The sequence below is a fragment of the uncultured Pseudomonas sp. genome (genome assembly GCF_913777995.1).
Classification (GTDB): domain Bacteria; phylum Pseudomonadota; class Gammaproteobacteria; order Pseudomonadales; family Pseudomonadaceae; genus Aquipseudomonas.
This window is the reverse complement of sequence record NZ_CAJYVE010000015.1, coordinates 1-14,834: the sequence shown is the minus strand read 5'-3', so window position 1 is coordinate 14,834 and position 14,834 is coordinate 1. Positions and strand designations below refer to the sequence as shown.

The following is a 14,834-nucleotide window of genomic DNA, read 5'->3' as shown; positions in this document are numbered from 1 at the left end:
CGGTCTTATCCTCGAATCGCCCAGAAAGCCAGGTTCAGGCCGGGGAATTCACCGGCAATGTGGAAGGCGAAGCCGCCGGAACGGCTCAGCTGCTGCCAGTGGTCGCTGCCGCGGTCCAGCTCGTAGTAGGTCGAGCCGACGTGGAACGGCAGCTGGCGTGGCGCCACCGGCAGCGGCAGCAGGCCGATGCCGGGCAGTTGCAGGTTGACCAGGTCGCGAATGTGCTCCACCGAGCCGACCTTGCTCTGCTGGCCGAAGCGCGCGCGCAGGGTTTCGCCGGGGATGTCGGCGCGCACCACGAGGATGAAGCTGGCGTTGTCCAGCAGGGTCTTGTCGGCCAGCATCGCCACGTGCACGCCGTAGGCCTTCTCGACGATGGGGATCGGCACCGCCTTGCTGTCGATCAGCATCGACAGTGCTTCGCGCAGGGCCTGCATCACCGGTGCGAAGCTGACCTGCAGATCGTCGTGCTGGTAGCGCGGGAACTCCTGCGGGCGATGCTCACGGGTGGAAAAGGTGGCGAACTCGCCGGCCAGGCTGACCAGCTCGCTGTAGAAGCGCTCCGGATGCAGCGGCGCCAGCTGGCCGAGGTGCTGGACCAGCGGCTCGGCGCGGTTGACCAGCTGCAGCAGCATGAAGTCGGCGATTTCCGAAGCACCGCCCGCGCCGGAGGCCACCACGCGACCGGCCAGGGCTTCGCCGCGCTGACGCAGCAGGCCCTGCAGCTCGCTGCGAAAGGCGCTCAGCGGGCGGCTGGCGGCCACATCCAGCAGCGCTGGAATGTACTGTTCGTCGAGCAGCAGCACGTTGTCGGCACGCTTCTCGGTAACGCGCACCACACCGAGGACCGCGTAGTCGCTCAGGCCGTCCTTCTCGGTGAGCAGACGCAGCGCTCGCGCGCCCACCGCCACCGGCACGCGGCTCTCGAACGCGGCGTTGTCGTCACGCACTTCGCGCACCTGGCTCAGGTAGCGCGCCGCACCGGGCGTCTCGCCCTCTTCCACGGTGTCGCGCACGCCGGCACGGCGCAGTGGCAGGCCCAGGTACACCAGACCGTCGCGCACGTTGTCGTCCAGCGCGATCGGGCTCGGCGCCGGGTCGTCGTGGGGAATGTTGAACGGCGTGCCGTCGGGCAGCAGGCCGCGCGCGGCGACGATCGCCAGCTTGCCCTGGGCCAGCAGGCCCTGGTCGATGAGCAGCTCGGAAAAGCCCCAGCCGGCGGCCGACAGCGGACGGCTGCGGGCGTCGATCAGGTTCTCCAGGTAACGGTCATGCTGCTGGAAGTGCTGGGTTCCGATGAACATGCCTTCCGACCAGACCACACGATTGTTCCAGGACATGACTTCTCCGATTGCCTTATTGAGCGGTGCGGGTTGCGGGGTTCACGGCATCGCTGCGCACCGCCTGCGCATCGAGGTCGATCCGGTATTGCTGGCCCTGGCGCGGCGAGACGTCGAGCACCGTGCGCCAGCGCGCGCGGTCGATCTCGCGGTAGCCCACCACCAGGCCCACATGGCGGGTCGCCGGATTCAACGGGCGCACCACGCTGCGGGTTTCGCCGGGGCGCAACAGCACTTCGTCCTGGTCCACCAGGTCCGGCCCCAGGGTCTGCGCGGCGCGCTCGGCCAGGGCGAAGTAATCGGCACGGCTGAAGGCGGCGGCGTTCTTCAGTTCGAAGATGCGCACCCGCACCGGGGCCGGCTGGCCGGTGGCACCGGGGTTGAGTGCGGCACTGGCATGCAGGTCGAGGGTCACGGCGCGTTCGGCTTCGCCTGGCGTCTCGGGCGCGGGCGTGGAACAGGCGCTGAGCAGGCTGGCCAGCAGGAAGATTCGGGCAACGGAGGCGAGCATCTGGGTTCTCACGGCGGGATTCTCAGGAGCGCCGCAAGCGTTCGCTGTGCGCTTCGTAGGCACGGCTGAACTCGCGACCGAAGAGGTCCTGGAAGTCGTCTTCGGCTTCCTGGGAAATACGCTCATACAAGGCGGTGAACTGCTGCCAGTACTGCGCCTGTCGCGAGCCACCCAACAGGCCCGACAAGCCGCCAGGCTTGCCCATGCGCGCCTCCAGCTCGGCAGGCGCGAAGCGCTTGAGCAGGTGCTTGATGGCCGCCTCGACACCGGCCATCACCGCCAACTGGTGGGCGCGCAGGTCGTCGAAGCTGTCCTGGATCGCCTGTTCCGGGCCCATGAAGGCGTTGTTGCCATGGCGCAGCAGCAACAGCAGGGCTTCATCGGCGTTGGGGGCGAACTTCAGCGGGTTGTTCTCGACCGGGCGGATCATGGTCTGCTGCATGCGGAACTCGCCCTTGAGGCTGCTGCGCGCGCGCAGCACGTCGATCAGGCCTTCGACCATCAGCCGGTAACTGCGCCCGATGGCCTCCATCTGCGCCTCGGCCTGCTGGGTATCGACACGCAGCTGGTCCAGGCCGGCACCGCGCAGGAAGGCCTGCAACAGCACATCGGAAGCCCCGGCGCCGGGTGGCGGGCTGACGGGCTGCGGTGCAGCGGCTGCCGCAACGGGTTCGACGGCCAACGGCTCGGCGACCGGCAATGGCGCCACCTCGGGCAATGGCTCGGCAACCACTGGAGCCACAGGCTCGAAAACCGGCGCCGGTTCCGCTGCCGCTGGCGGCACTTGCGGTGGCTGCGGCTGCGGCTGCGGCTGCGGCTGCGGCTGCGGGGCAATGATGTCGGCGAACGGGTCCCAGTCATCTGGAATCAGCCCGGCACCGCCAGGCGCGGCGGCAGCCGGCGGGGGCGCAGGGGTTGCAGGCTTGTCGAGGTGCACCGGCGTGGGCGGTCGGAAGTCATGCTGGCGGGCCGGTACATGGTCCGGCTGGGTCGCCGGCGCCACGCTGGAAGGACCGAGGAAATCGAACAGGTCGGGGAATGTGTCCTGAGCCGAACCACCCTGCAGATGCGCCATGCCGGAGGTCACCGCCGGCGCACCCGACGAAGGCTGCCATTGGCTGTCCTGGCGGCTCATCAACGCCTCGAAGCTGTTCGGCGCTTCAACAGACGAGGCACCGGGCTCGGCCAGGTGCATGGCGAAATCGATGCGTACGCGAATCTCGTATTCGCCAATACGGATGAGTTCACCATCCTGCAATACTTCGCTGTTACCGCGACGCAGGCGCACGCCCGCCTGTACTAGCTCAACGCCATTAGTGCTGGTGTCGGTGAGATAATAGCGGCCGTCCTTATATTGAATGACGCAATGCCGCGAAGACACCAACCGCTCTGGATCGGGAAGTACCCAGTCATTCTCTTGACTACGGCCAATTGCCATCACGCCGCTGTCCATGCTCTTTTCAGCGCATTGACCCGGTGTAATCTTGTGGTAACTAGTTATGGTCAAGCACAGCGACATGGTGCCTCCCTGCCTATATCGCACATCAACTTTCGCCGCCCATGAATGCTTCGTGATCGAGGCCAGACAAGCCCTCGAACCGAAAGTTCAATAAATTTCCCACTTTGCCCGATCAGGACTAAGGGCAATTGGCGCGCCATGATAATCATGCCGACACCCGCGATGTCAAAATAACATGCACACTGTTACGCTCATCACAATCATTGGCCCATCGCCCATATACACGGCTTGACAAGCCCTGTGCGCTACTTCAAAAATGCACAACTCCGTTATTTGTGTGATATCAGGTTGCCATTAACTAACCATGCGCGACATCCACACTAAAAAATGGTTCAAAAAAATTTCTTAACCGGCTGCAAGACATCATCTGAGTAGATAAGGAGATCAGGTTTGGTGGATGTCTCATTGTTGCTTTCCGCTGTTTCAGCCAACTCCCCTTGCGGTGAAGACCTGGAATACGACGCGGATTTCCTGCAACTCGAACGTGATGCACTGGGCAAGCCCGAGCGCGTCATGGGCGATGCCGTGCAGCCGGCCGAACCTCCGCCGTGGCGCCAGATGGAGCAGGCCAGCGTGGCCCTGCTGCAGCGCAGCAAGGACCTGCGCATCACCCACTATCTGGTGCAGAGCGCCCTGGCCCTGGACGGGCTAGCCGGCCTGGCCAACACCCTCGAACTGGTCGAGCAACTGCTGGGGCAGTACTGGGCCGAGCTGTACCCACTGCTCGATGCCGATGACGACAACGACCCGACCCTGCGCATCAATGCCCTTTCCGGCCTGGCCTGCGACACCAACCTGCGCCTGCTGCGCGAAAGTCCCCTGGTACGTTCCCGCGCCTTCGGCACCCTGAGCCTGCGCGCTGCGCTGCACGCCTGCGGGTTGCAAGTGTCCGCAGATGAAAACCTGGGCCTGGACACCTTCAACGCCGCCCTGCGTGACAGCGACCCGCAAAGCCTGCTGGAAACCCGTAACGCCCTGACTCAGGCCCTGGCACGCATTGCCAGCATCGAGGCCATCGTCAACGAGCAAGTGGGTTCGGCCCAGGGCGTGGACCTGTCGCCGCTCAAGCAGCCGCTGCGCCAGGCCCTGCAGGCACTGGGCGACGCCGCTCCAGCCGACGAGCCGCAGGCCGTGCAGGCCGCAAGCGCCGAACCGGCAGGCGACGCCCCGGTGGTAGCCCAGGCGCCAGCTCGCCCGGCGATCAGCGGCGAGATCAACAACCGCGATGACGTGCTGCGCAGCCTCGACCGCCTGCTGGCCTACTACGCCCGCCACGAGCCCTCCAGCCCGCTGCCGGTGCTGTTGAACCGCGCCAAGGGCCTGGTCAACGCCGATTTCGCGGCCATCGTGCGCAACCTGATTCCCGACGGCATGTCCCAGTTTGAGAACCTGCGCGGCCCCGAGGCTGACTGACCCGCCCAGCGGATCAGCGCCGGGCCGCGCAGCCCGTTATAGGCATCGACGCCAACACCGTCGCAGCAGCGACCAGGAGGAGCAACGTGGCGAAAACCAGTTCGCAGAAATTCATTGCGCGCAACCGTGCGCCCCGCGTGCAGATCGAATACGACGTGGAACTGTACGGTGCCGAGAAGAAGGTCCAGTTGCCCTTCGTCATGGGCGTCATGGCCGACCTGACCGGCAAGCCCGCCGAACCCCTGGCGCCCGTGGCCGAGCGCAAGTTCCTGGAGATCGACGTCGACAACTTCGACTCGCGGCTCAAGGCGCTGCAACCGCGCGTGGCCTTCCACACCCCCAACGAGCTGACCGGCGAAGGCAACCTGAGCGTCGACATCACCTTCGAGAGCATGGACGACTTCAGCCCTGCCGCCGTGGCGCGCAAGGTCGACTCGCTGAACCAGCTGCTCGAAGCCCGCACCCAGTTGGCCAACCTGCTGACCTACATGGACGGCAAGACCGGTGCCGAAGAGATCATCCTCAAGGCCATCAAGGACCCAGCGCTGCTCCAGGCCTTGGCGAGTGCGCCCAAGCCCAAGGACGACGCCGAGCCCAACGCCTGATCAGGACCCACGACCATGACCGAACAGCTGCGCGACAACCAGGCCCAGGCGGCCACCCAGGAACAGACCAGCGAATTCGCTTCGCTGCTGCTGCAGGAATTCAAACCCAAGACCGAGCGGGCCCGCGAAGCGGTGGAAACCGCCGTGCGCACCCTGGCTGAACAGGCTCTGGCGCAAACCGACCTGGTGTCCAACGACGCCATCAAGTCGATCGAATCGATCATCGCCGCCATCGACGCCAAGCTCACCGCCCAGGTCAACCAGATCATCCACAACCCGCAGTTCCAGGAGGTCGAAAGTGCCTGGCGCGGGCTGCACTACCTGGTGAACAACACCGAGACCGATGAGCAGCTGAAGATTCGCGTGCTGAACATCTCCAAGCCGGAGCTGCACAAGACCCTGAAGAAGTTCAAGGGCACGGCCTGGGACCAGAGCCCGCTCTTCAAGAAGATGTACGAGGAAGAGTACGGCCAGTTCGGTGGCGAGCCCTACGGCTGCCTGATCGGCGACTATTACTTCGACCAGTCGCCACCGGACGTCGAGCTGCTTGGCGAGCTGTCGAAGATCTGCGCGGCGATGCACGCGCCGTTCATCTCTGCCGCCTCGCCGACCGTGATGGGCATGGGCTCCTGGCAGGAACTGTCCAACCCGCGCGACCTGACCAAGATCTTCACCACCCCCGAGTACGCCGGCTGGCGCTCGCTGCGTGAGTCCGAAGATTCGCGCTACATCGGCCTGACCATGCCGCGTTTCCTGGCGCGCCTGCCGTACGGTGCCAAGACCGACCCGGTAGAAGCCTTCGACTTCGAAGAAGACACCAACGGCGCCGACAGCGCCAAGTACACCTGGGCCAACGCCGCCTACGCCATGGGCGTGAACATCAACCGCTCGTTCAAGCACTACGGCTGGTGCTCGCGCATCCGTGGCGTGGAGTCCGGCGGCGAGGTCGAGAACCTGCCGGCGCACACCTTCCCCACCGACGACGGTGGCGTGGACATGAAGTGCCCGACCGAGATCGCCATTTCCGACCGCCGCGAGGCCGAGCTGGCGAAGAACGGCTTCATGCCGCTGCTGCACAAGAAGAACACCGATTTCGCGGCGTTCATCGGTGCCCAGTCGCTGCAGAAGCCGGCCGAGTACGACGACCCGGACGCCACCGCCAACGCCAACCTGGCCGCGCGCCTGCCTTACCTGTTCGCCACCTGCCGCTTCGCGCATTACCTCAAGTGCATCGTTCGCGACAAGATCGGCTCGTTCAAGGAGAAGGACGAGATGCAGAGCCGGTTGCAGGACTGGATCCTCAACTACGTGGACGGCGACCCTGCGCACTCCACCGAAACCACCAAGGCCCAGCACCCGCTGGCCGCCGCCGAGGTGGTGGTCGAGGAGGTCGAGGGCAACCCCGGCTACTACACCTCGAAGTTCTTCCTGCGCCCGCACTACCAGCTCGAAGGCCTCACCGTGTCGCTGCGCCTGGTGTCCAAGCTGCCATCGGCCAAGGGCGCCTAATGATCTGCCGGCCTGGCGGATCGCACCCGCCAGGCTTGTTCACACCTTCACCCAGCGGCCCATGCCGCATCAGGAGAAACCATGGCTGTCGATATTTTCATCAAGATCGGTGACATCAAGGGCGAGTCCCAGGACAAGACTCACAAGGACGAAATCGAAGTGCTGAACTGGAGCTGGGGCATGTCCCAGTCCGGCAACATGCACACCGGTACCGGCGGCGGCGCAGGCAAGGTCAGCATCCAGGACCTGTCGCTGACCAAGTACGTCGACAAGGCGACCCCCAACCTGATGATGCATTGCTCCAGCGGCAAGCACGTCGACAAGGTCACCCTGACCGTGCGCAAGGCCGGCGGCGACAACCAGGTCGAGTACCTGATCATCAACCTCGAAGAAGTACTGATTTCCTCGCTGAGCACCGGCGGCTCGGGCAGCGATGATCGCCTGATCGAGAACGTCACCCTGAACTTCGCCAAGGTCAGCGTCGACTATCAGCCGCAGAAGGCCGATGGTTCGAAGGAAGGCGGCCCGATCAAGTACGGCTGGAACATCCGCTCCAACGTCAAGATGTAAGCCCCTCGCCCCCGGCCGTGTGCCGGGGGCGATTGGCATCAGGGTTCCATGCAGAAAGGACAACACGTCATGGCCAAGCCTTCGTTCATCAATCTGTTGGCCGCCTATCAGAAAATCATGAAGGAGTACCCCGCCGGTAATCCTTGTGATGGCGGTTGGGATAATCAATGCGCCATTCGAATGAGCATTGCGTTATCAGGCGAACTCACGATCAGAGTGAACAAGTCGACCTACAGCGATCCCAAGTGCGCTCATGGACACGCACGCGGCGCAGAATCGCTCGCCAACTGGCTGTGGAAACACCACCTGGGCCGCCCGACAGTCCTGGGTGGCAGCATCGAAGAGCGGAAAAAGCTCGCTCAGAAAACCGGCATCATTTTTTTCAAGGATTGCTTTTCCCGCGCGGGAGAGTCCTTCGAGAACAGAAGTGGCGACCACATCGATGTCTGGAACCGAGGCAAGACCCAAACCTTCGACGACCCGACTTATCGTTCCAGACAGGTCTGGTTCTGGGAGCTGTCATGAACCGCAACCTTCTTGGAGCCCTGTTGCTGAGCGCTTTGTCGCTGAGCCTGCCGGCGTGCGCCGGACAACCTGAAGACGCGCCGCTGAATGAGTCGGCGTCCGTCTCTCTGACCGGCATGACGCTGACCTTGCAGGATCAGAATGGGCACTGTTCCCTGCGCAAGGACGACGGCAGTCTTCTGTCCCTGGAAATCCCCTGGCCCTGCGCATTCAGCCAGGACCGCCATGGGCAGCCACGGGTTGAGAAATTCAACCAGGGATCGGAGATCGTCATCGTTTATCACGCCGTACCAGAGCCTGCCCCGAGCCAGGCCTGTGACACCCGGTTCCAGGCCGTGCGCCTGATGAAAGGTCAGCTAGAGGCCTCGATGGTCGCGCGCAACGCCATGTGCATGAAGGGCGTGATCGATCAGAAGAACTTCGTGGCGCTCTTCGATTGGTAAACCCCATGACCCCGCGCGAACGCCTGCAGCCCTCCCTGCTCGACCGTCTGACCGACGACGAGCCCGGCAACCCGCAGGAAAGTGCCGACCGCCGCGTGCTCTCGCTCAATCAGCTCAAGGCCTCGGTGCTGCGCGACCTGACCTGGCTGCTCAACACCACCTCGCTGCTGGATGCCGACGACACGCTGAACACCCCGGCCGGCACCTCGGTGGTCAACTACGGCCTGCCGGCGCTGTCCGGCACCAGCGTGTCGAGTGTCGACATCGCCGTGCTGGAAAGCCTCATCCACCGCGCCATCACCACCTTCGAGCCGCGCATCCTGGCGCACACCGTGCGAGTGCGTGCGCATCTAGGCCACGAACAGATGAACCACAACGCCCTGAGTTTCGAGATCCAGGGTGACCTCTGGGCGCAGCCGGTGGCCTTGCCGCTGCTGCTGCGCACCGAGCTGGACCTGGAGTCCGGCCACGTGCAGGTCCTGCCTGCCGACCAACGGAGACGCTCATGAACCCACGCCTGCTCGGGCTCTACAACCAGGAGCTGCAGCACATCCGGGAGAGCGCCCAGGAATTCGCCCGTGAATATCCGAAGATCGCCGGGCGCCTGACCCTGGCCGGTTTGGACTGCGCCGACCCCTACGTGGAGCGGCTGCTGGAAGGCTTCGCCTACCTGACCGCGCGGGTGCAGCTCAAGCTCGATGCCGAGTACCCGACCTTCACCCACAACTTGCTGGAAATCGCCTACCCGCACTACCTGGCACCGACCCCGTCGATGACCGTGGTGCAGATGCACGCCGACCCGGACGAAGGTTCGCTGGCCGACGGTTTCCCGCTGCCACGCGGCAGCGTGCTGCGCGCCGCCCTGGGCCGCGACTCGCAGACCTCCTGCGAATACCGCACCACCCAGCAGGTGCAGCTGTGGCCGCTGCAGGTCAGCCAGGCCGAGTACTTCGCCCAGCCGGCCACCGTGCTGGGGCGCCTGGCCGCCAGTGAACCCAAGGCCAAGGCGGCGCTGCGCTTCACCTTGCGCACCGGCGCAGAGCTGCCGTTCAACAGCCTGGCGCTGACCAACCTGCCGCTGTACCTCAACGGTGCCGACGAACTGCCGCACCGCCTCTACGAGCAACTGCTGGGCAATGCCTGCGCGGTGTTCGCCCGTCAACCGGGCAGCGACTGGGTCGAGCGCCTGCCGATCGATACCCTGCGCCCTTGCGGTTTCGACGACGCCGAGGCCGCCTTGCCGGTGGTGCCCCAGGCCTTCCAGGGCTACCGCCTGCTGCAGGAGTACTTCGCCCTGCCGCAACGCTTTCTGTTCGTCGACTTCAGCGGCCTGGAGCGCGCGGTCAAACGCTGCAACGGCCAGGAGCTGGAACTGATCGTGCTGTTCGACCGCCTGGACCCGAACCTGGAGAACAGCGTCGGCCGCGAGCAACTGGTGCCCTTCTGCACCCCGGCGATCAACCTGTTCCCGCGACGCCTCGACCGCATTCACCTCAGCGACCGGGTGCACGAATACCATGCCATCGCCGACCGTACCCGGCCGATGGACTTCGAGATCCACTCGATCACAGGGGTCACCGGGCATGGTACCGGCCCCGACCAGCCGTTCCTGCCGTTCTACGCGGTGCGCGACCCGTCGCGCTATGGCCGCGAAAAGGCCTACTACATCCTGCGCCGCGAACCCCGCGTGCTGTCCAGCGAACAGCAGCGCAGCGGCACGCGCTCCAGCTACGTGGGCAGCGAGACCTTCGTCAGCCTGGTCGACAGCCAGCAAGCGCCATGGCGCCACGACCTGCGCCAGCTGGGCCTGACGGCGCTGTGCACCAACCGCGACCTGCCGCTGTTCATGCGCCTCGGTGGCGCCAGCGATTTCACCCTGGCCGACAGCGCACCGGTGTCGGCGATTCGCTGCCTGGCCGGCCCCAGCCGCCCGCGTGCCAGCCATGCCCACGACAACAAGGCCTGGCGGCTGATCAGCCAGCTGTCACTGAATCACCTGTCACTGGCCGAACAGGGCCAGGGCGCCGCGGCGCTGCGCGAAATGCTGCGCCTGTACGGCGATGACCAGGACGCCGCGTTGCAATTGCAGATCGAGGGCCTGCGCGAGGTCAGCAGCAAGCCGGTGACCCGCCGCCTGCCGATGCCGGGGCCGATCGTCTTCGGCCGCGGCCTGGAAATCACCCTGGAATTCGACGAGAACGCCTTTCGCGGCAGTGGCGTGTTCCTGCTCGGGGCCGTGTTCGAACGCTTCCTGGCACGCTACGTGTCGATCAACAGCTTTACCGAAACGGTGCTGCGCAGCACCGAACGCGGCGAGATCATGCGATGGAAAGCCAAGCCCGGTCGGCGTCCGACCCTATGAACACGCTGGAGGCCATGCAGGACAAGCCCTGGGAGTACGACTTCTTCCAGGCCCTGCGGCGCATCGAGTGCGAAAACCCCGACCTGCCACGCCTGGGCCATTCGCTGCGCCTGGAAGACGACCCGGTGCGCCTCGGCCAGCGCCAGGAAAGTACCTTTGCGCCCTCGACCCTGGCCAGTGCGCAGCCCGCCAGCGATGACGCCGCCGCGCGCCTGGAGCAGTTCTTTTTCGGCCTTGGCGGCCCCAACGGCCCGCTGCCGCTGCACCTGACCGAGTACGTGCGCGAGCGCCAGCGCAACCATGCCGACACCGCCAGCAAGCGCTTTCTCGACGTTTTCCACCACCGCTTGCTGAGCCTGTTCTACCGCGCCTGGGCCGAGGCCCGGCCTACCGTCAGCCACGACCGCCCGGACGACGACTACTGGTCGGGGCGCCTGGCCGCGCTGTGTGGCCGGGGCCTGCCGGGGCAACTGGAACAGGGCGAACTGCCGGGCACCGCGATGCTGCACTACAGCGGCCACCTGGCAGCACAGACCCGCTACCCGGACGGCCTGCGGGCGATTCTCGGCCAGTACTTCGGGCTGCCGGTGAGCATCGAGGAATACGTCGGCCAGTGGCTGGAACTGCCTGAACGCAGCCGGGTCGGAGTGACGTCCAACCGGCTGGGCATGGACCTGTGCCTGGGCAGCCATGTCTGGGACCGCCAGCACAAGTTCCGCATTCGCCTGGGGCCGCTGAAGCTCGACGACTACATGGGCATGCTGCCCGACGGCCAGCCGTTCCGTGAACTGGTGGCCTGGGTCACCGAGTACCTGGGCCATGAACTGGACTGGGACCTCAACCTGGTGCTGGAGCAACCCGAGGTTCCGCGCCTGCAACTCAACGGCCGCCAGCGGCTGGGCTTCAACACCTGGCTGGGCACTCCGGAAAAGGACGCTGACGACCTGATCCTGGCCCGCCACTACGCCGACCAAAGCGGCGCGACACCCACCTCAAGGACCTGAACAAGATGAGTGAAATCAGTCGTGCCGCGCTGTTCGGCAAACTCAACAGCGTCGCCTACAAGGCCATCGAGGCCGCCACGGTGTTCTGCAAGCTGCGCGGCAACCCCTACGTGGAGCTGGCGCACTGGCTGCACCAGTTGCTGCAACTGCAAGACAGCGACCTGCACCGCATCGTGCGCCAGTTCAACGTCGAGCCGGCACGCCTGGCCCGTGACCTGACCGACGCGCTGGACCGCCTGCCACGCGGCTCGACCTCGATCACCGACCTGTCCTCGCACGTCGAGGAAGCCGTGGAGCGCGGCTGGGTGTACGGCAGCCTGATGTTCGGCGAAAGCCAGGTGCGTACCGGCTACCTGCTCATCGGCATCCTCAAGACCCCGAGCCTGCGCAACGCGCTGCTGGGGTTGTCTGGCGAGTTCGCCAAGCTGAAGATCGAAAGCCTCACCGAGCGCTTCGACGAGTACGTCGGCGACTCGCCGGAGAATGCCCTCGCCGCTACCGACGGTTTCAATGCCGGCGCGGCGCCGGGCGAAGCCAGCGGCGCCATGGCGCCGAGCGCGATGGGCAAGCAGGAAGCCCTGAAGAAATTCACCATCGACCTCACCGAGCAGGCGCGCAACGGCGAACTGGACCCCATCGTCGGCCGCGACGAGGAAATCCGCCAACTGGTGGACATCCTCATGCGCCGTCGGCAGAACAACCCGATCCTCACCGGCGAGGCCGGGGTGGGCAAGACCGCCGTGGTCGAAGGCTTCGCCCTGCGCATCGTCGCCGGCGACGTACCGCCGGCGCTCAAGGACGTCGAACTGCGCAGCCTCGACGTCGGCCTGCTGCAGGCCGGGGCGAGCATGAAGGGCGAGTTCGAACAGCGCCTGCGCCAGGTCATCGAAGACGTGCAGGCCTCGCCCAAGCCGATCATCCTGTTCATCGACGAAGCCCACACCCTGGTCGGCGCCGGTGGCGCGGCGGGCACCGGCGATGCCGCCAACCTGCTCAAGCCGGCCCTGGCCCGCGGCAGCCTGCGCACCGTCGCGGCGACCACCTGGGCCGAGTACAAGAAGCACATCGAGAAAGACCCGGCCCTGACCCGGCGCTTCCAGGTGGTGCAGGTCGACGAGCCGTCGGAAGACAAGGCGCTGCTGATGATGCGCGGTGTGGCCTCGACCATGGAACAGCATCACCAGGTGCAGATCCTCGATGAGGCCCTGGAAGCTTCGGTGAAGCTGTCGCACCGCTACATCCCGGCGCGCCAGCTGCCGGACAAATCCGTCAGCCTGCTCGACACCGCCTGCGCCCGCGTGGCGGTGAGCCTGCATGCGGTGCCGGCCGAGGTCGACGACAGCCGTCGGCGCATCGAGGCCCTGGAAACCGAGCTGCAGATCATCGCCCGCGAGCACGCCATCGGCGTCGACACGGGCAGCCGCCAGGCCAACAGCCAGGCGCTGCTGGACGCCGAGCGCGAGCGGCTGGCCGGGCTGGAAGCGCGCTGGGCCGAAGAAAAGGGCCTGGTCGACGAACTGCTGGCCCTGCGTGCGCAGCTGCGCGACAGCGTTGGCGTGGTGGACAGCGACACCCCGGCCGAACAAGGTCAGGCGCTGCGCGAGCAACTGGTCGAGCTGCAACGGCGCCTGAGTGCGCTGCAGGGCGAGAACCCGCTGATTCTGCCCACCGTGGACTACCAGGCGGTGGCCTCGGTGGTGGCCGACTGGACCGGCATTCCGGTGGGGCGCATGGCGCGCAACGAGCTGGAAACCGTGCTCAACCTCGACCAGCACCTGAAGAAACGCATCATCGGCCAGGACCATGCGCTGCAGATGATCGCCAAGCGCATCCAGACGTCCCGCGCCGGCCTCGACAACCCCAGCAAGCCGATCGGCGTGTTCATGCTCGCCGGCACCTCCGGGGTGGGCAAGACCGAGACTGCCCTGGCCCTGGCCGAAGCCCTGTATGGCGGCGAACAGAACGTCATCACCATCAACATGAGCGAGTTCCAGGAAGCCCACACCGTGTCCACCCTCAAGGGCGCGCCACCGGGCTACGTGGGTTATGGCGAAGGCGGCGTACTCACCGAGGCGGTGCGCCGCAAGCCGTACAGCGTGGTGCTGCTCGACGAGGTGGAGAAAGCCCACCCGGACGTGCACGAGATCTTCTTCCAGGTGTTCGACAAGGGGGTGATGGAAGACGGCGAAGGTCGCCTGATCGACTTCAAGAACACGCTGATCCTGCTCACCACCAACGCCGGCACCGAGCTGATCGCCCACCTGTGCCAGGACGCGCAGAACGTGCCCGACCCGGAGGACATCGCCAAGGCGCTGCGCCAGCCGCTGCTGGAAATCTTCCCGCCGGCCCTGCTCGGCCGCCTGGTGACCATCCCTTACTACCCGCTCAGCGACAGCATGCTCAAGGCCATCACCGACCTGCAGCTGGGGCGCATCAAGAAGCGCGTGGAGAGCACCCACAAGGTGCCGTTCGACTACGACGACTCGGTGATCGACCTGATCGTTTCGCGCTGCACCGAAACCGAAAGCGGTGGGCGGATGATCGACGCGATCCTGACCAACACCCTGCTGCCGGACATGAGCCGCGAGTTCCTGACCCGCATGCTCGAAGGCCAGCCACTGGCCGGCGTGCGCATCACCCAGCGCGACGGGCAACTGCATTACGAATTCGCTGATGTGCAATGACCGGTGATACGACCGGTGGGTGCGGTTCGCCGCGCCTGCCGGGCCATCACCGACCGTACCGCAGCATCGTTCGATGAGAGAAAACCGATGAATTTCCAGCAACTCACCCGCATGGCCCAGATCACCAGCCCGCTCGGGCCGGATGTGCTGTTGCTCAAGGACATGACCGGCGGCGACGAGCTGGGGCGGCTGTTCCATTACGAGCTGCAGCTCACCGCCCGTGACGGCTCGCTGGACCTCAACCAGCTGCTCGGCAAGCCCATGAGCCTGTCGCTGCAACTGCCCGGCGGTGGCCAGCGGCATTTCCACGGCATCGTCGCGCGCTGCAGCCAGAACGCCGATCAGGGCC

General features: G+C 65.6%; 14 protein-coding genes. 11 read left to right on the top strand and 3 right to left on the bottom strand.

Annotation, left to right across the window (positions count from 1 at the left end):
- Positions 1-5: 5 nt before the first annotated feature.
- The 3 genes from tssK to tagH are packed head-to-tail and all read right to left on the bottom strand — an operon-like array spanning position 6 to position 3,370.
- The gene (tssK, locus tag QZ497_RS06380; RefSeq protein WP_295472322.1) at positions 6-1,340 is read right to left on the bottom strand and encodes a type VI secretion system baseplate subunit TssK; all 1,335 of its coding nucleotides are present in this window, start codon (positions 1,338-1,340) and stop codon (positions 6-8) included.
- Positions 1,341-1,356: 16 nt separating this feature from the next.
- On the bottom strand, positions 1,357-1,851 hold the full coding sequence (gene tssJ, locus QZ497_RS06375; protein ID WP_295472321.1) for a type VI secretion system lipoprotein TssJ: 495 nt from the start codon (positions 1,849-1,851) through the stop codon (positions 1,357-1,359).
- Between the two features lie 22 nt (positions 1,852-1,873).
- Positions 1,874-3,370, bottom strand: coding sequence for a type VI secretion system-associated FHA domain protein TagH (gene tagH / locus QZ497_RS06370; protein ID WP_295472320.1), 1,497 nt, complete (start codon positions 3,368-3,370; stop codon positions 1,874-1,876).
- 393 nt (positions 3,371-3,763) lie between these two features.
- On the opposite strand from tagH, the gene tssA reads away from it, so the two are divergent.
- The 11 genes from tssA to QZ497_RS06315 all read left to right on the top strand — a co-directional run.
- Positions 3,764-4,783, top strand: a complete 1,020-nt coding sequence (gene tssA, locus QZ497_RS06365; RefSeq protein ID WP_295472319.1) for a type VI secretion system protein TssA — start codon at positions 3,764-3,766, stop codon at positions 4,781-4,783.
- An 86-nt stretch (positions 4,784-4,869) separates the two neighbouring features.
- Positions 4,870-5,388 (top strand): type VI secretion system contractile sheath small subunit, encoded by a 519-nt coding sequence (gene tssB / locus QZ497_RS06360; RefSeq protein ID WP_295472318.1) that lies wholly within the window; start codon positions 4,870-4,872, stop codon positions 5,386-5,388.
- 15 nt (positions 5,389-5,403) lie between these two features.
- The gene (gene tssC, locus QZ497_RS06355; protein ID WP_295472317.1) at positions 5,404-6,897 is read left to right on the top strand and encodes a type VI secretion system contractile sheath large subunit; all 1,494 of its coding nucleotides are present in this window, start codon (positions 5,404-5,406) and stop codon (positions 6,895-6,897) included.
- Between the two features lie 81 nt (positions 6,898-6,978).
- Entirely contained in the window at positions 6,979-7,467 is a 489-nt protein-coding gene (locus tag QZ497_RS06350; protein WP_295472316.1) for a type VI secretion system tube protein Hcp, read from the top strand.
- 69 nt (positions 7,468-7,536) lie between these two features.
- Complete coding sequence (locus tag QZ497_RS06345; protein ID WP_295472315.1) at positions 7,537-7,992, top strand: type VI secretion system amidase effector protein Tae4; 456 nt, start codon at positions 7,537-7,539, stop codon at positions 7,990-7,992.
- Positions 7,989-8,435 (top strand): hypothetical protein, encoded by a 447-nt coding sequence (locus tag QZ497_RS06340; RefSeq protein ID WP_295472314.1) that lies wholly within the window; start codon positions 7,989-7,991, stop codon positions 8,433-8,435. Before QZ497_RS06345 ends, QZ497_RS06340 begins: the two co-directional genes overlap by 4 nt.
- Before the next feature lie 5 nt (positions 8,436-8,440).
- Entirely contained in the window at positions 8,441-8,944 is a 504-nt protein-coding gene (tssE, locus tag QZ497_RS06335) for a type VI secretion system baseplate subunit TssE (RefSeq protein WP_295472313.1), read from the top strand.
- Positions 8,941-10,797, top strand: coding sequence for a type VI secretion system baseplate subunit TssF (tssF, locus tag QZ497_RS06330; RefSeq protein ID WP_295472312.1), 1,857 nt, complete (start codon positions 8,941-8,943; stop codon positions 10,795-10,797). Before tssE ends, tssF begins: the two co-directional genes overlap by 4 nt.
- Entirely contained in the window at positions 10,761-11,801 is a 1,041-nt protein-coding gene (tssG, locus tag QZ497_RS06325; protein ID WP_295472311.1) for a type VI secretion system baseplate subunit TssG, read from the top strand. Before tssF ends, tssG begins: the two co-directional genes overlap by 37 nt.
- Positions 11,802-11,806: 5 nt before the next feature.
- Entirely contained in the window at positions 11,807-14,485 is a 2,679-nt protein-coding gene (gene tssH / locus QZ497_RS06320; protein WP_295472310.1) for a type VI secretion system ATPase TssH, read from the top strand.
- Positions 14,486-14,572: 87 nt separating this feature from the next.
- Positions 14,573-14,834: contractile injection system protein, VgrG/Pvc8 family (locus QZ497_RS06315; protein ID WP_295472309.1), on the top strand; the 262-nt coding region annotated here is incomplete at its 3' end.